This is a genomic window from Demequina maris, from assembly GCF_000971155.1.
Classification (GTDB): Bacteria; Actinomycetota; Actinomycetes; order Actinomycetales; family Demequinaceae; genus Demequina; species Demequina maris.
Window position 1 is genome coordinate 22,420 of sequence record NZ_BBLX01000008.1, and the last position, 15,349, is coordinate 37,768.

The window sequence follows — 15,349 nt, forward strand, 5'->3', positions numbered from 1 at the left end:
AGCGGTATCAGCGGCACTCGTACTGCTGCTCGGTGACGTCGGGCTGACCCGGGTCGGGAGTGACGAGCACGGCGCGCACGTCGCACCACATCACCAGGTCGACCGCGGTGCCGGGCGCCACCTGGGTGCCGGCGTTCGGGTTGGTCGACTTCACGGTGCCCGCCATGTTCGGGTCGGCCGCGCTCGTGTCGACCGTGACGTTGCCCACGGCGAGCCCGTCGCCCTCGAGGTCGTTCCGCGCGGCGTTCTCGGACTTGCCGGTGACGTCGGGCACGGCGACCGTGGACGGCGCCTCGGACACGACGAGCGAGACGGTCGAGCCGCGCTCGACGCGGCCTGCGCCCGGGTCCTGCGACATGACCGTGTTCGGGTCGACGTCGCTCGTCTCCTGGTACGTCTCGGACGGCACGAGGTTGAGCTTGCCGAGCTTCTGGCGCGCCTTCTCGAGGGTCTGCCCCGTGAGGTCGGGCAGCTCGACAAGGCCGGTCGCGAGGTACAGCGTCACGGCCTCGCCGTTGGCGACCTCGGAGCCCGCCTTGGGATCGGTCTTGGAGGCGCGGCCCTCGTCGAGCGACGGGTCGTCGACCGTGTCCTTCGCGACCACGCGGAGGCCGGCGTCCTCGAGGCGCTGGATCGCGTCCTCCTCGGTGTAGCCCTTGACGTCGGGCACCGTGACCACGTCCGGCCCGCTCGAGAGGAACACCGTGACGGTGCTGCCCTCCTCGACGTTCTTGCCCGCCTTCGGGTTGGTACGCGTGACGAGGTCCTTCTCGATCTCGTCGGAGGCCTCGGTCTTGAACTCCGCGTCGAGGCCGCGGGAGGCGAGCTCCGCCTTCGCATCGGCCCTGGTGAAGCCCTCGAGGTCGGGGATGTCGATGCTCGCGACGGACGGGCTGGGCTCGACCGACGGGGCATCGCGGGTCATCATGAACAGCGCGGCGATGAGCAGCGCCGCGGCGACGATGGCCGCGCCGAGGATCGACCACTGGATGATGCGGCGGCGGCGGACCGCGGCGGGGTCCTCCTCCTCCTCGATCGTGTCGACGGCGGCGGTCGCGGGGGCGCCGGACGTCGGCTGGCCGTCGGCCGCCCACGCGCCGCCGGGCATCACGGCGGTCTGGCCGGCCTGCGTCGGCTGGGGCATGATCTCGGTCGCGCCGGACTCCGGTGCCGCCTCGTCGCCGCCCGCCATCGCGGCGGCGGCCACGCCCGCGGCCCCCGCGCCGAGCGCGGCGGAGCCGAGCGCGATCGCGCCCGTGGACGGCGACACGCCGTCGCCGGCCATCACGCTGCGGAGGTCCGCGAGGAACTCCTGCGCGCTGGCGTAGCGCTCGTCGCGGTTCTTCGACAGGGCGCGCATGACGACCTGGTCCAGCTCCGGCGGCACGTCCGACGCGAACTGCGACGGCTTGGGCGCGGGCTCACGCACGTGCTGGTACGCCACGGACACGGGCGAGTCGCCCACGAACGGCGGCCGGCCGGTGAGCAGCTCGAAGAGCACGCAGCCGGTGGAGTAGAGGTCCGAGCGCGCGTCGACGTTCTCGCCGCGCGCCTGCTCGGGCGACAGGTACTGGGCGGTGCCCACGACGGCCTGGGTCTGGGTCATCGTCTGCCCGGCGTCCGCGAGGGCGCGCGCGATGCCGAAGTCCATGACCTTCACCGCGCCCGTCGGCGTCAGCATGATGTTCGCGGGCTTGATGTCGCGGTGGACCAGCCCGGCGTGGTGCGAGTAGTCGAGCGCGGCGAGCACGCCCGCGGTGATCTCGACGGCCTCGTCGATGGGCGCGGCGACGTCGCCCTTGAGGATCTCGCGGACCGTGTGGCCCTCGACGTACTCCATCACGATGAACGGCACCGCCTGCGGGTTGCCGTCCGGGTTCACGATGGTGTCCTCGCCGGTGTCGTACACGGCGACGATGCTCGGGTGGTTGAGGCCGGCGGCGGCCTGGGCCTCGCGGCGGAAGCGGGTCTGGAAGGACGGGTCCCGTGCGAGATCCGCACGGAGGATCTTGATGGCGACCGTGCGTCCGAGGCGCGTGTCGTAGCCGACATGCACCTCGGCCATCCCGCCCCGGCCGATGAGGTCGCCGACCTCATACCGTCCGGCGAGGATCTTCGGTTCGTCGTTCATTCACTGTGTCCTTCGTGGTCCGTGTTCGGGGGCCATTGTCGCATCTAGCGCGGTCCGGGCCGGCGGCGCTCGACGTCCGGGCGTGGCCGGTACTCGCGCGGCGCGATGCTCGGCGGCATGGCGCGTCGGGGCGCAGCGGCCGGCGCCGACGCCTCGACGGGGACGCGCTGACCGGTGCCCGGCTCGACCAGCGACAGGCCCGCGAGGATGCGGTCCAGCTCGAGCGCGGAGGCGGGCCGGCGCCGCGGGTTCTTCTCGAGCAGCTGCTCGATGAGGGTCGCCAGCTCGGGCGAGACACCCTTGGGGATCGGCGGCACCGGGTCGTTCACCTGCGAGATGGCGATGTCGACCGCGCTCGCGGCCGTGAAGGGACGCTTCCCCGCGACGGCCTCGAACGCGATGATGCCGAGCGCGTAGAGGTCCGAGGCCGCGGTCGCGGGCTTGCCGAGCGCGAGCTCCGGCGCGAGGTACTGCGCGGTGCCCATCACCATGCCGGTCGCGGTGAGCGTCGTCTGGTCGGTGCCGCGGCTCACGCCGAAGTCGGTGATCTTGACGTGGTCGCCCTCCTGCACGAGCAGGTTGCCGGGCTTGATGTCGCGGTGCATGATCCCGGCCGCGTGGGCGGCCTCGAGCCCGCGGCACGTGTGCCGCATGATCGTGACGAGCCGTGCCTCGTCGAGCGTGCGCTCGCGCTCGAGGATGGTCGACAGCGGCTCGCCCTCGACGAGCTCCATCACGATGTACGGCGTGCCGTCGTGGTCGCCGTAGTCGAAGACCTGGGCGATGTTGGCGTGCAGCAGCCCGGCGGCGTTCTTGGCCTCGTTGCGGAAGCGCCGCAGGAACGTCTCGTTCTCAGCGGCGCCCTCCTTGAGCACCTTGACGGCGACCTCGCGGTCGAGGTCGGTGTCGGTGCCGCGCCACACCTCTCCCATGCCGCCGACGGCGAGGAGCGAGCGCAGCACGTAGCGCCCGCCGAGCGTGGTTCCTGCATGGATCGACATCAGCTGCCTCCCCGGGATGCGAGCGCGGCCTCCATGACGGCGCGCGCGATGGGAGCGGCCACGCGGCCGCCGGTGACCTCGCCCTGCGTGGATCCGCCGTTCTCGACCAGCACCGCGACGGCGACGACCGGGTTGTCGGCGGGGGCGAAGCCGACGAACCAGGTGTGGGGACGCTCGTCCGTGCCGGTCTCCGCGGTGCCCGTCTTGCCCGCGACCTCGACGCCGGGGATCTGGGCCGCGGTGCCGGTGCCGGACGTCACCACGCCGACCATCATGTCGGTGAGCTCGTTCGCGTCGGAGCGCGTCATCGGCTGCGACATCTCCTCCGGCTCGGTCTCCTCGATCACACGGAGGTCCGCATCGCGCACGTTGTCCACGAGGTAGGGGCGCATGAGCACGCCGTCGTTGGCGATGCCGGCCGCGACCATCGCCATCTGCAGCGGGGTGGCGCGGTCGTCGTACTGGCCGATCGACGCCATCGCGGTCTGCGCCTCGTCCGGGTTCGACGGCAGGCGGGACGGGGTCACGGCGAGCGGGATCGACAGCTGCTCGCCCCACCCGAACTCCTCGGCCTTGCGCTCGACGACGCCCCAGCCGAGCTGCATGCCCAGGTTCGCGAATGAGGTGTTGCAGCTCATCTCGAGGGATTCGGCGAGCGTCTGGCGCTCGTTGGCCGAGCACGACTCGCCGCCGTAGTTGCCGAGCGTCCGCGAGGTGTTCGGCAGCTCGAGCTGGTCGGGCGCGTACAGCTCGGAGTCGGCGTCGTAGCCGGCCTCGAGCGCCGCCGCCGAGACGATCAGCTTGAACGTGGAGCCGGGCGGGTACGTGTCGCCGGCGATGGCGCGGTTGACGAGCGGACCGTCCTCCTGCGCCAGCAGCTCCTGGTAGTTCTTGTTCACCGTCGCCGAGTCGTGGCCGGCGAGGGTGGCGGGGTCGTACGTGGGGCTCGTCACCATCGCGAGCACCTCGCCCGTGGACGGGTCGAGCGCGACCACGGCGCCCGCGCTGTCGCCGAGCGACTCGGCCGCCGCCTGCTGGACGGCCGCGTCGAGCGTGAGCTCGACGCTCGCCCCGCGCTGCGTCTCGCCCGACACGAGGTTGCTGAGGCGGGTCCAGAACAGCGAGTCGGCGGTGCCGGAGAGCAGGTCGTTCTCGGTCTGCTCGATCGCGGTGCGCCCGAAGACGATGCTGTAGTAGCCCGTCGCCGCCGCGTACAGCGGGCCGTCGGCGTAGGTGCGCTGGTAGTTGAACGGGTCATCGACCGCCTTGGACCAGACCACCGACTCGCCGTCGACCACGATGGGCCCGCGGAACGTGCCGTACTCCCGGTAGAGGGTGCGGACGTTGCGCGCATCGGCGTTGAGGTCGCCCGCGGCGATCACCTGGATGTAGGAGGCGGCCACCATGAGCGTGAGGATCATGGCCAGGACCACGATCGAGAGGCGGCGGATCGGCTCGTTCACGGCGTCACCACCTCGGGCCGTCGCGCCTGGTCGGAGATGCGCAGCAGCAGCCCCACGATGATCCAGTTCGCGAGCATCGACGACCCGCCGTACGCGAGGAACGGCGTGGTGAGGCCGGTGAGCGGGATCACGCGGGTGACGCCGCCGACGACGATGAACACCTGCAACGCGATCGCGAAGCCGAGGCCCGCGGCGAGCAGCTTGCCGAAGCCGTGGCGGACGCCGATCGCGGTGCGCATCGCGCGCTGGACGATGATGACGTACAGCGTGAGGATCGCCATGAGGCCGGTGAGGCCCAGCTCCTCGCCGAGCGACGCGACGATGAAGTCGGACTCGGCGTACGGGACGAGATCGGGGCGGCCCTCGCCCAGGCCGGTGCCGAACAGCCCGCCCGAGGCCATCCCGAACAGGCCGCGCACCAGCTGCTCGCTCGCGCCCGAGCTGTACACCGACGAGTCGAGCGCGTGCAGCCACGCGGTGTAGCGGGAGCCGACGTGGCTGAACAGGGTGCCCGCGAGGACGGCGCCGACGGCGAACATGCCGAGGCCGAGCACGACCCAGCTCAGCCTCTCCGTGGCGACGTAGAGCATCGCGACGAAGATGCCGAACAGCAGCAGCGAGGTGCCGAGGTCCCGCTCGTAGATCTGGACGAGCATCGCGGCGACCCACACGAGCGCGAGGGGTCCCATGTCGCGCGGGCGCGGGAACCGCATCCCGAGGATCTTGGGGCCGGCGAGGGCGAGCGTGTCGCGGTTGGACACGAGGTAGCCGGCGAAGAACACGACGAAGGCGATCTTGGCGAACTCGCCCGGCTGGAGCGACTTGCCGAAGACGTTGATCCAGATGCGGGCGCCGTTGATCTGGGTGCCGATCACCGGCATGAGGGGCAGCAGCAGGCCGATGAGGCCCACGAGGCCCGCGGTGTAGGTGAAGCGGCGCAGCAGCCGGTAGTCGCGGATCAGCAGGATCACGAGCAGCGCGAGGCCGATGCCGAGCAGGGTCCAGACGATCTGGACCTCGCCGAAGTCGGTGTCGCGGCCGCGCGAGGCGTACGCGAAGTCGATGCGGCGGATCATCGCGAGACCGATGCCGTTGAGCGCGAGCACCGCCGGCACCAGCACGGGGTCCGCGTAGGAGGCCCAGCGCCGGATCGCGAGGTGGATGACGCCCGCGACCACGATCCAGCCCGCGGCGTAGATCGCGAGCTCGTCGAGCTCGAGGTAGTCCGCGTGATAGTCGACCAGGCCGCGCGCGAGCACGGCGACGGCGACGGCGAGGCCCAGGAGGCCCAGCTCGCCGCGGCGCCCGGTGCGGACCATGACGTCGGAGACGGTGGCCACTAGTCGCCCGCCTCCAGCGAGGCCACGACCCCGGCCGCCTGGTCGAGGTTGCGCACGCGGATCGCGTCGGTCACGCGCTCACGCTGGTACGGCGCCAGCTCGTCGACGAGGATCTCGGTCTTCTCGACCACGTGCGACATGCCGATGCTGCCGAGCGACTCGGGGATGCCGCGATAGATCGCGACGAAGCCCTCGTCCTCGCCGACGTAGTACTGCTGCTGGGACCACCAGTAGCCGCCCCAGGCGGCGCCCACGAGGACCAGCAGCGTGATGATCGGGAGCAGCCAGGGCCGGATGCGCTGCCAGCCCTCTCGGGAAGGCTCCTCGTCGTCGTCGGGCTCGTCGCGCGCGGCGAGGCGCGCGGCCTTGCCCGCGGGCGAGTCGCCGCCGGCGGAGGGCTTGCGGCGGTCGCGGGCCGCCGAGCCGACGATCTGCGAGGACGTCGCGGGACCGATGCCGTCGGGGGAGGCGTCGATGTCGACGATGTCGCCGATCACGCACGTGACGTTGTCGGGCGCGCCCGCGGCGAGCGCGAGGCCCACCAGGGCGTCGGCGCAGTCGCCGGGGTCCTCGACCTCGAGCATCGTCTTGCGCATCGTGTCCTTCGACACGACGCCCGACAGGCCGTCCGAGCACAGCAGCCAGCGGTCGCCGTCGCGGGTCTCGCGCACCGAGATGTCGACGGGCACGTCCGCGTCGATGTCGCCCAGGACGCGCAGCAGCATCGAGCGCTTGGGGTGGTGCTCGGCGTCCGCGACCGAGAGCCGACCGGTGTCGACGAGGTGCTGCACGAAGCTGTGGTCCGTGGTGATCTGCTCGAGGTCGCCGTCGCGCAGCAGGTACGCGCGCGAGTCGCCGATGTGCGCCATCGACAGCGTCGAGCCGGAGCGCAGCAGCGCGGTCACGGTGGTGCCGAGGCCCGAGAGCTCCGGGTCGTTGCGGGCACGCTCGACGATCTGCGCGTGCGCGTCGGAGATCGCCTCCTTGAGCTCGTCGAGCGCATCGTCCGGGCCGTGCGCCTCGCCCTCGAGCGCCGCGAGGCGGGCGATCGCGATCGACGAGGCGATGTCGCCGCCGGCGGCGCCGCCCATGCCGTCCGCGACGGCGAGCAGGTGCGGGCCGGCGAAGCCGGAGTCCTGGTTGTTCGCGCGCACGAGGCCGACGTCGGAGCGCGCGGCGAAGTGGATCCCCAGATACATCAGCCGCGCAGCTCCAGGGCGGTGGCGCCGATGCGGATGACGTCGCCCTCGCGGAACGGCACGGGGTCCGTGACCTTCTGGTTGCCGAGGTAGGTGCCGTTCGTGGAGCCGAGGTCCTCGACCATCCAGCGGTCTCCTTCGGGGTAGATGCGGCAGTGACGTGCCGAGCAGTAGTCGTCGTCGATGACGAGCGTGCACGTGCTCGCGCGGCCCACGAGGACCGGCGCGGCGCCGAGCGGGATGGTGGTGCCCTTGAGCGGGCCGCCGGTGACGGCGATGTGCCCGGCCGAGGGGTCCTTGGTGGAGATCGAGCCGGTGCGGATGCCCGTCGCCGCCCGGCTGGGCGACGCGGTCTTCTCCGCCCGCGCATCGTGCTCGCGGCGGGACTCACGCCCGCGCCCGCGCGCGGTCACGCGCGTGCCGTAGAGGTCCGCGCGGAGCACCGCGATGGCGGACAGCACGAGGGTCCAGAGCAGGACCAGGAAGCCCATGCGCAGGAGGGTGATCGAGAGCTGGCTCACGTCAGAAGTCCTCGTCCCCGTCGACGGCGTCCCAGTACATGATCGTGGTGCGGCCGATGGTGACGGCGTTTCCGTCGAGGAGCGTGGCCTCGGAGACCCGCTGATCCTCGACGAAGGTGCCGTTGGTCGAGCCCAGGTCCGTGAGGATCGTGCCGTGGTCGGTGACCTCGAGGCGGACGTGCTTGCGGCTCACGCCCGTGTCGTCCACCACGATGTCCGACTCGGAGCCGCGGCCGATCGTGGTCGAGTCGCCCGTGAGGTAGTAGCGCGTGCCGTCGATGTCGAGCAGCGGGTACCGCGAGCTGGGGTTGGTGCCGGTCACCGGGGCGACCGGGCCGCGCGTGGTGCGCGACACGACGGCGTAGCGGCCCGTCGCGAGAGTGTCGTCGACGTCGAAGGCGACATCGACCGCGCCCACGAAGGAGTAGCGCTGGCGCTCGGCGTGGGCGCGCAGGGACTCGACGAGCTCGTGCACCATCGCGTCCGCGCCCCACTGCTCGACGGTCTCCATGTCCGCGGGCGACAGCGCGACGCCGTACTCGTTCGGCACCACGGTCCGGCCCCGGTCCACCACGGCCGCGCGGGCGTCGCACTCGCGCTTGAGCGCGGCCGCCAGCTCGACGGGCTTGACCCCCGACTTGAACGTGCGCGCGAACGCGTTCTGCATGACGTTCTCCACGCCGCGCTCGAAGCGATCCAGCACACCCATGCGGGCCATCGTATAGGCCTCCAGAAACGTGCTAAAGTAACTCGGCGCGCGCGAGTGGCGGAATAGGCAGACGCGCACGGTTCAGGTCCGTGTGCCCGAAAGGGCGTGGGGGTTCAACTCCCCCCTCGCGCACCAACGGGTGGTTCGGTCAACGAGCCCCCGCGGTTGGGAATAAGACCGTCAGGATGGTCCGGAAGGGCCGTCCTGACCGTCATCCAACGCAAGAAGGCCGCCTCCGACTGATTTCGGGGGCGGCCTTCTGCTTTGTGCGCCGATGTAGAGGTGTCTGAGGGCTGTCTCGGCTGTTTTCGGGCATGCTTGCGCCTCCGGCCCTGGTCGGGCCGGAGGCGGTCGGTGCTGTTCTGTTCCGGAGGCCGCCGCTTACGCGGCGAGCTGGTCGGGCGGCGAGAGGTCCTCGTCCAGCTCGATGTTCTGGATGCCGGGCGTGGTGGGAGGTGTCGGCTCGGGGTCGACCGTGGGCTGTGATGCGCGGAAGTGTCCGGTGAGGAACTCGCGGATCCGGCGTACGTTCGTAGCGAACGCGTGCTGCGCCGTTGAGAGCGCCTGCTTGGCGTAGCCGCGGTAGGGGCGCCGGGCTCCGTCGCCGAGGCCGTCCTTCTTGATGGCCTTGTTGTAGCCTTCGACGTCGTTGCGGTTGCCCATCATGGTGCGCCACTCAGGCGACCCGAGGACGTAGTCCATGGCGTACTTGCCGGTGGTGTCGGTGTGGTGCATCGAGAGCGCGGCCTGGTGGGATGTGCAGATCTCGCCTGGCATAGCGGGCGGGTTGGTGACCTGGGTCCGCGTCTTGTTGTCGGGGAACAGGGCGCGCAGGGGGCAGTCGACGCCGCCGCCGGCGGTGGTGGCGGGGCACGCGACGCGCGTGCGGCCGTTCTTGTTGGTCGGTTCCTTGACGGTGAGTTCGAAGTTCGCCAGGCGCGCTCGTTGCGCGTCGTAGGTCTTGTCGGGCTCGAAGTCCCTCAGGTCCTCGGGGGCCACGCCTGCCTTGGCGGCGGCGCGCTCGTTGCGGGTGCGCAGGTTGCGTGCGGCATTCGCCATGGCGTCGGGCGTTCCGGGGCAGTACAGGCGTCCCTGGATCTGCTTGATGCCGTGGGGTGCGTCGTACTTGCCCAGCTGGTCCTTGCGGAAGTCGTGGCAGAACTTGAAGCCCATCTTGCGTGCGGGCTGCTTGAACTTGTCGTACTGCGCGCCAGGGAGCACTGCCCTGTCGGCGACGATGGTGCCCGGTGAGACATGGTTCTCGTTCATGACGACGAACGCTGACTCGAGCGCCGTGAATGAGTTCTCGCCGATGCGTCCGGCGGGGATGTCGAACGACATGCCCAGGGCGATGCGGGGGATGGGGCGCTGGTGGTGCTCGTCGCCGCACATGACCGCGAAGTGGGCCTCGTAGGCCCAGTCGGCCTTCTTGAGCTGGTCCGGCGACACAGGCGTCTTGCCGTCGTCCTCGAAGCCGGCGTGGTTGCCCGTGCGGATGTGCCACCCTGCCATCGCTTCGGGGTGGTGCAGCCAGTCGGGGTTCTTCTTCTTGTTCTCCTTCGACAGGCCGCCCCAGCCTTTGGGGCAGTTCAGCGGCACCGCAGTTCCGTCGATCGCGAGCGATCCGCCCCAGTTCTTGAGGATGAACCGGCGCTCCTCGCGGGAGTAGCGGTGGAGGGATGCGCGTAGGAGTGCGTTGAGGAGCCAAGACAGGCGTTCCTTCCGCATCGCCACGCCTTCGGCGTCGAGCGCGTCGATGAGCGCCTTGACGTCCGACCACTTGCGCGCCGAGCGCGACGCGGCGCCCGGGTAGGGCTCTACGAGATCGCTCAGGCGTTCGTATGCCGAGTGGACGCGCTCGTAGATCGCTTCGGCGCTCTTCGTGAACGCGACCGTCCGCTCCTCATCGGTGCCCTTCACGTCCCAGAACGTCCGCCCATCGGCGAGTTCGTAGAAGTCGGGGTGGATGTCGAGGATCTTGGCGGCGTGCTTGCTCAGGCGGAACCGGATCGCGTGCGCGACGCTGGCGATGTACCCGGGCTCGCCGAGTTCCGTCAGAGCGGTCTGGACGACGAGGAACGTCCGCGGGTCGAGCGACTCGGGACGGCCCTTGACGCGTGCGCGTGCGGCGTCCCTTTCGGCCTTCTCCTTCGCCTCAGTGTCGGTGTCGGCGTCGGTCGCGCTGTTGGTGTCGGAGTCGTCGCCGCCATCGTCGATCCTCTCCAGGATCGTCTTGACGTCGTCATAGCCGTGGTGCCAGATCTTGATCTGGGACAGGACGCCCTCGCGCGCGAAGGCGCGAATCAGCGATGTGAGCTGGCGATCCTTCAGGTCGCCTCGGTCATCGGGTGCGACCGCGATGAGCTTCCTGGACGGACGCGGCTTCTCCTGACGCTTCCGGCGTGCTCGACGGCCGCTCATCGGATGGCCTCCGTCTCGGCGCGCAGGCGGGCGCGGAAGTCCGCGGGGTCGAGGTCGGGCACGTGCTTGAGGAATCGGGCGATGGCGGAGAAGTCCTGGACGCCCATCGCGGCCATGAGGCCCTGGATGGGCACCCCGGCACGCAGCCTGTTGACCACCCAGGTCACCCTGAGTCGCTGGGTGGACACCGTCAGACCCTTCGGGACGTACTTGTAGATGAACAGCGAGGTGGTGCTCTTGGTGGTCGCGGCGCGGCCCGTGCGGAACACGAAGGCGTCCCCGTCGAGACCGGCGACTGCGTCGATGAAGATCTGCTCGGCGCTGGCGAGCACGGGCGCGACGCGGGGCCGGGCGCCGCTGACGTGGAGGACGACACCCTTGTCGTCGATCTCCACGTCACGCACCCGCAGGTCGGCGACCTCCCGTGCCGTGAGTCCCGCGCCGACGCATCCACCGACGAGGACGACGGCGTCGCGGGCGTTGCGAGCGTTCGCCATCCCGTAGGCCCACACCCAGATCTTGTGGAGCTCGGCCTCGGTGTACGGGGCGACGCCGGCCGACGGCGGCAGGGCGACCATCCGCGGCCGGGCGGCGCCGGGGTGCGCAAGCTCCTTGAGCGGGTGTTCACCGAGCATGGTCGACCCGAGGTGATCCGGTCGGACAACGGACGGGAGTTCATCGCCACGTCGCTGCTGGGATGGCTGCGTGAGCAGGGGGTGAGGCCGGTGCAGGTGGCGAAGGCTAGCCCGCAGCAGAACGGCTTCATCGAGCGGTTCAACGGGTCGATGCGGGACGAGCTGCTGCATCGGGAGGTGCTGCACTCGCTGACGGAGGCCCGGGTCCTGATCGGGCAGTGGGTACGGCACTACAACACCGAGCGACCCCATTCGGGCCTGCAGATGCGGACCCCGGCGGCGTTCGCGCGCTACTGTGCCGAGCAGGCAGCTACGACACCCGTGTCACGGCAGCCTGTCTGACGTGAGAGGGGGTGGCTGAGAGTGACTACCAACACACTGGCTGGACCAGTCCAGATCGCCCTCGAGGGCCCCGGAATCACGACCCACTCGCAGTCGACGTGGACCAAATCATCGGGGCAGGTCAGATTCTTTGGCGGCTTCGAGAAGGACACCGTGCTTCAGCCTGGGACTCGGCTCGACCGGTACGGATCGAACCGAGGCAGTTTCGTATCTCCAGCAGGGACGCCCTTCGAGAACCGAGGGCTCCTGAGCTCGCGCGCTAGTGATCCGTACTCGTTGTTCACGGTGCAGAAGCCCATTACGGTCCGAGGTGGCATCGCGGCCCCCTGGATGGACTCCCCAGGTGGCGGGGTCCAGTACCTGTTGCCCAGGTCCGTCCAAGAACTCTTGGAAGGAGGGTTCCTGGGATGACCGCTGACGCTAGTCTGCTTGCCGAGGCTCGCGCCGCCTTGGAGTCCACCACGCTGCCCGAAAGGTACTGGGCCATCGGCGAACTGAAGGATGACCGGCTGTGCCTTCTCCGTGACGGGGGTCGATGGGTTGCGGGCTACTTCGAGCGTGGGAATTTCGATCCCGAGTTCACGGAGGACGACACCGGATCGGCCATCACGCGTTTCATCGGGCTCGTCCAAGGGGTAGTCGGCTCGACCGAGAGATCGGCCGCCGCAACGGAGGAGTGGTTGAGAGCGCACGGTCAGGAGCGTCCGTGAGGCGTCTAATCCTATTTTTGCTGACCGTTCTTGGCTGCTGGCTCGGGTCGGGCTTGGCAGGGCTGGCACACGCCGAGCCAGCGAGCTCTGTCAGCACCAACACCTACGACTTACCCGCTGACCTCAGCATGGTGGCCGAAGTAGCCGCGAATCGCCGCCCGCCGTCCTCCACTTATGGGTACGGCACCTATGACGCCGTCGACCGCTGGTCGCACGGCGCGCAGGTACGCCCCGAGACGGTGCTGAGCTCGTCGACTACCACCCATGCCCACACCGGAGCGCTCACGCGGGCCGTGCGGGCTACGACTACGGCGGGTGCGCAAGGTGGGTCGACTCACGGGGATCTCTCGTCGCCTCATCGGTCCGGTGTTGCCGCAAACAGCGGTAGCAGGGTGTTCTGGTCGGGTGGTGCTGTCGCGGAGAAGGCCGCCTTGGACTACGCGAAGGCCAACGGTGCCAAGACGCTGGAGATGACTCTCACCGGCCGAGCGTTGACTAATCTGCCTCAAGGTATGGTCCCCAGGAAGGCATGGGATCTCGCATCGGCTCGGTTCGCGCGCGGAGCCGTCGGAGACGCTCACGTCTTCTTCGGGCCGGGCGCTCCGTGGCCGACGTCTACCTTCGTGCGGAAGGAACTCCCGATACTCCTCGAGCGGGGGAACCCGATCATGCAGCACTTCTTGGATCTCCCATGACCGAGGCATTCAAGAGATCTTGGCTAACCGGCTGGACTAGGTCTAGCGCTGGATACTCCGTACGCGTGGGCAGCCGCACCGGGATCGACTACCGAGATGAGGACGGGGCGATCCGCATCGACTCGGAGGCAATGTCCGGTCCAGACTTGGAAGTCGTGGTCTACGTTCGGTCCATACCTGACGACGCGAAGCGCCCGAGGGCCGAGGTCCTTGCACGTCTCCGCCGGGTCTTCGAGTTCAGGGGATGGACGCTCACCGAGGAAGACGCATGGTTCGACTGACCCGAGGTCTTGTCGTCCTAGTACTCAACCTGTTGACGCTACTCGTAGTACCGACGGCGACGTGGGCGGAGTGAATCGGCCTGACTTTCGTTCCGCTCAGTCTTCCTGTCCGGCTGGTGCCGGCGGGATGGTTCGAGGTCGGTGCGGTCGGCAGCCTCGGTCTGCAGCGGGTGTGCATCCCGAGCCCGCCGGGCAGGCGCTGGCTACCCGGCCGCCGTACGCACTCGGGGTGGCGGGCTCGACCTGCCTGAGGTTCCGCCACCGGCTGCGCTGACCGATCGGACCGATGGTCACGGCGGTTGCTGTCGCCGAGGTCGCCCGCCGCGTCGAAGACGTCGCGTTCCTGGTAGATCGCAGTGCGGCGGTCGAACCGTGGGAAATCGCGTCGCACGTCGTGGGAAACGGACATCCGACCCCGGGTGTCACCCCAGGTACCAGGATTCTCCGAACCACCCACCAACGGCTGGTTCGGTAAACGAGCCAGTTCTGTTGGGGAAAGTCCCTCAGGCAGGGCCCGCAAGGGTCGCCTGGGGCCCCCAGCAAGGCGAGAAGGCCGCCTCCGACTGATGTCGGGGGCGGCCTTTTGCTTTGTGCGGCTATGTATAGGTGTCTAGGGCCTGTTTCGGCTGTTTCCGGGCATGCTTGTGCCTCCGGCCCTTGCGGGTCCGGAGGCGATCGGTGCTGTTCGGTTCCGGTGGCCGCCGCTTACGCGGCGATCTCGTCTGGTGGTGAGAGGTCCTCGTCGCCGACGGCGATGCTGTGGCCGCGGTGACGGCGGCCGGAGGGTCCGGAGTCCGTGGGGCTGGTCTGCTGGTTGGCGCGCTGGACGGCGAGGAACGCGTTGATGCGCTTGACGTTGGTGGCGGCGGCGAACATGGCGGCGAGGATGCCCTGCTTGGCGAAGCCGCGGACGCGGCGGCGCTTGGTGTCATTCATGCGGTACGGTCCGACCGGTCATCGCACTACCCGATAGACACCCGAACCGCGGGAAGCGCGATTTCTTCGAAAGGTCCACACTCATGAGCCAGGCAACCGCAGTCATCGTCCTGGTGGCGACGCTGCTGATGTTCGCGGGTTGGTGCTACGCGGTTGTCGTCGTTGCGCGACGGTGGAACGACTCTCGCTATTGGGCGGGTTACCGGGAACGGCTGCTGAAGGAACACGACGAGCGTTCGGTTGCGCGAATGTCACGGGCGTTCCCACAGGGAGTGTTCACGCTCGCGACTCCGGTGCTCGGCGCGGCTGGCGCAAGCTCGCCGTTGGTTCTCGGCTACGCCCGCGGGGTCGCCGATCCTACGGTGCCAGATGCCGTTCTCGTCGTGGTCGTCGTGTGTATTGGGCTCAGTCTCGTCAACCTTGTCCTGATGGCGGCCCTTTGGTTCTTCGGGAGGCCACGGCGCCTCGTGCCTCCGGCGCTGCGCGACCAGTGAATCGGCTGCAAGCCTTCGAGCGGCCGGCCCGGGGCGGCTGGCAGGGTGGGTGTCGGCGATCCCGTCCGGGCGTGACTCGTGAATTGGCTGGCCGCCGCCGGCGTGCTCGGCGTTGACCGGGTCCGTATGCCCGGCCGGCCGTGCAGGCGCTGGTAGTTCCCCCATCCGACGTGCTCGGGGATGGCGGGCTTGCCTGCTTGAGGCTTCGCCGGCGGCCGCGCTGAAGGCTCAGTCCCGTGGTCTCTGCGGTCTCCGTCGGCGAGGCCGCGCGCCGAGTCGAGGGCATCACGTGCCTAGCGGATCGTGGCGCGGCGGCCGTACCGTGGGAAATCGCTCCTTCAGCCGTGGGAACCGGACATCGGCGCGTTGGGACGGGGAGCACGTACCAGGGACGACCGAGTTTTCCGAACCACCCACCAACAGAAAGGCCCCCGGGGTATCCCCGGGGGCCTTCTTCTTCGTCTCGCGCCG

Annotated in this window: 15 protein-coding genes and 1 tRNA gene; 6 read left to right on the plus strand and 10 right to left on the minus strand. The window is 69.6% G+C overall.

Annotated features, from left to right (window positions below; translation table 11 throughout):
• Positions 1 to 7: 7 nt before the first annotated feature.
• The 7 genes from pknB to AOM02_RS10350 are packed head-to-tail and all read right to left on the minus strand — an operon-like array spanning position 8 to position 8,364.
• Positions 8 to 2,131: a Stk1 family PASTA domain-containing Ser/Thr kinase gene (pknB, locus tag AOM02_RS10320; protein WP_062299076.1), complete on the minus strand. Its 2,124-nt coding sequence runs from the start codon at positions 2,129 to 2,131 to the stop codon at positions 8 to 10.
• Between the two features lie 44 nt (positions 2,132 to 2,175).
• The gene (locus AOM02_RS10325; protein WP_062299077.1) at positions 2,176 to 3,132 is read right to left on the minus strand and encodes a serine/threonine-protein kinase; all 957 of its coding nucleotides are present in this window, start codon (positions 3,130 to 3,132) and stop codon (positions 2,176 to 2,178) included.
• Positions 3,132 to 4,595: a peptidoglycan D,D-transpeptidase FtsI family protein gene (locus tag AOM02_RS10330; protein ID WP_062299078.1), complete on the minus strand. Its 1,464-nt coding sequence runs from the start codon at positions 4,593 to 4,595 to the stop codon at positions 3,132 to 3,134. Before AOM02_RS10330 ends, AOM02_RS10325 begins: the two co-directional genes overlap by 1 nt.
• Positions 4,592 to 5,935, minus strand: a complete 1,344-nt coding sequence (locus tag AOM02_RS10335) for an FtsW/RodA/SpoVE family cell cycle protein (RefSeq protein WP_062467450.1) — start codon at positions 5,933 to 5,935, stop codon at positions 4,592 to 4,594. The genes AOM02_RS10330 and AOM02_RS10335 overlap by 4 nt, the downstream gene beginning before the upstream one ends.
• Positions 5,935 to 7,134 carry a PP2C family protein-serine/threonine phosphatase gene (locus AOM02_RS10340; protein ID WP_062467449.1) on the minus strand — a complete coding sequence of 400 codons (1,200 nt, stop codon included), beginning with the start codon at positions 7,132 to 7,134 and terminating at the stop codon, positions 5,935 to 5,937. Before AOM02_RS10340 ends, AOM02_RS10335 begins: the two co-directional genes overlap by 1 nt.
• A complete protein-coding gene (locus AOM02_RS10345) occupies positions 7,134 to 7,655 on the minus strand; it encodes an FHA domain-containing protein FhaB/FipA (RefSeq protein WP_062299079.1) in 522 nt (173 codons plus the stop codon). The genes AOM02_RS10340 and AOM02_RS10345 overlap by 1 nt, the downstream gene beginning before the upstream one ends.
• 1 nt (position 7,656) lies before the next feature.
• On the minus strand, positions 7,657 to 8,364 hold the full coding sequence (locus AOM02_RS10350; protein ID WP_062299155.1) for an FHA domain-containing protein: 708 nt from the start codon (positions 8,362 to 8,364) through the stop codon (positions 7,657 to 7,659).
• A gap of 48 nt (positions 8,365 to 8,412) precedes the next feature.
• Here AOM02_RS10350 and AOM02_RS10355 point away from each other — a divergent pair.
• Positions 8,413 to 8,499, plus strand: a tRNA-Leu gene (locus tag AOM02_RS10355).
• A gap of 246 nt (positions 8,500 to 8,745) precedes the next feature.
• Here AOM02_RS10355 and AOM02_RS10360 read toward each other — a convergent pair.
• Positions 8,746 to 10,785: a hypothetical protein gene (locus AOM02_RS10360; protein WP_062299080.1), complete on the minus strand. Its 2,040-nt coding sequence runs from the start codon at positions 10,783 to 10,785 to the stop codon at positions 8,746 to 8,748.
• Entirely contained in the window at positions 10,782 to 11,420 is a 639-nt protein-coding gene (locus AOM02_RS14515; RefSeq protein WP_169746620.1) for a site-specific integrase, read from the minus strand. The genes AOM02_RS10360 and AOM02_RS14515 overlap by 4 nt, the downstream gene beginning before the upstream one ends.
• Here AOM02_RS14515 and AOM02_RS14520 point away from each other — a divergent pair.
• The 4 genes from AOM02_RS14520 to AOM02_RS10385 all read left to right on the plus strand — a co-directional run bounded on the left by AOM02_RS14520 (position 11,406) and on the right by AOM02_RS10385 (position 13,448).
• Positions 11,406 to 11,762, plus strand: coding sequence for an integrase core domain-containing protein (locus tag AOM02_RS14520; protein WP_169746621.1), 357 nt, complete (start codon positions 11,406 to 11,408; stop codon positions 11,760 to 11,762). The genes AOM02_RS14515 and AOM02_RS14520 overlap by 15 nt on opposite strands.
• 153 nt (positions 11,763 to 11,915) lie before the next feature.
• On the plus strand, positions 11,916 to 12,173 hold the full coding sequence (locus AOM02_RS14740) for a TNT domain-containing protein (protein ID WP_369344762.1): 258 nt from the start codon (positions 11,916 to 11,918) through the stop codon (positions 12,171 to 12,173).
• Positions 12,170 to 12,472, plus strand: coding sequence for a hypothetical protein (locus AOM02_RS10375; protein ID WP_062299082.1), 303 nt, complete (start codon positions 12,170 to 12,172; stop codon positions 12,470 to 12,472). Before AOM02_RS14740 ends, AOM02_RS10375 begins: the two co-directional genes overlap by 4 nt.
• Positions 12,473 to 13,163: 691 nt before the next feature.
• Positions 13,164 to 13,448 carry a hypothetical protein gene (locus AOM02_RS10385; RefSeq protein ID WP_156156181.1) on the plus strand — a complete coding sequence of 95 codons (285 nt, stop codon included), beginning with the start codon at positions 13,164 to 13,166 and terminating at the stop codon, positions 13,446 to 13,448.
• Between the two features lie 705 nt (positions 13,449 to 14,153).
• Here the strand turns inward: AOM02_RS10385 and AOM02_RS10390 are convergent.
• Positions 14,154 to 14,384: a hypothetical protein gene (locus AOM02_RS10390; protein WP_062299085.1), complete on the minus strand. Its 231-nt coding sequence runs from the start codon at positions 14,382 to 14,384 to the stop codon at positions 14,154 to 14,156.
• An 83-nt stretch (positions 14,385 to 14,467) separates the two neighbouring features.
• Here AOM02_RS10390 and AOM02_RS10395 point away from each other — a divergent pair, with 83 nt between their 5' ends.
• Positions 14,468 to 14,878, plus strand: coding sequence for a hypothetical protein (locus AOM02_RS10395; RefSeq protein ID WP_062299086.1), 411 nt, complete (start codon positions 14,468 to 14,470; stop codon positions 14,876 to 14,878).
• The last annotated feature ends 471 nt before the right edge of the window (positions 14,879 to 15,349 follow it).

Coding starts and splice junctions, on each gene's coding strand:
- pknB (WP_062299076.1), bottom strand. CDS start 2,131: ATGAACGACGAACCGAAGATCCTCGCCGGACGGTATGAGGTCGGCGAC.
- AOM02_RS10325 (WP_062299077.1), bottom strand. CDS start 3,132: ATGTCGATCCATGCAGGAACCACGCTCGGCGGGCGCTACGTGCTGCGC.
- AOM02_RS10340 (WP_062467449.1), bottom strand. CDS start 7,134: ATGTATCTGGGGATCCACTTCGCCGCGCGCTCCGACGTCGGCCTCGTG.
- AOM02_RS10350 (WP_062299155.1), bottom strand. CDS start 8,364: ATGGGTGTGCTGGATCGCTTCGAGCGCGGCGTGGAGAACGTCATGCAG.
- AOM02_RS10360 (WP_062299080.1), bottom strand. CDS start 10,785: ATGAGCGGCCGTCGAGCACGCCGGAAGCGTCAGGAGAAGCCGCGTCCG.
- AOM02_RS14515 (WP_169746620.1), bottom strand. CDS start 11,420: ATGCTCGGTGAACACCCGCTCAAGGAGCTTGCGCACCCCGGCGCCGCC.
- AOM02_RS10375 (WP_062299082.1), top strand. CDS start 12,170: ATGACCGCTGACGCTAGTCTGCTTGCCGAGGCTCGCGCCGCCTTGGAG.
- AOM02_RS10385 (WP_156156181.1), top strand. CDS start 13,164: ATGACCGAGGCATTCAAGAGATCTTGGCTAACCGGCTGGACTAGGTCT.
- AOM02_RS10390 (WP_062299085.1), bottom strand. CDS start 14,384: ATGAATGACACCAAGCGCCGCCGCGTCCGCGGCTTCGCCAAGCAGGGC.
- AOM02_RS10395 (WP_062299086.1), top strand. CDS start 14,468: ATGAGCCAGGCAACCGCAGTCATCGTCCTGGTGGCGACGCTGCTGATG.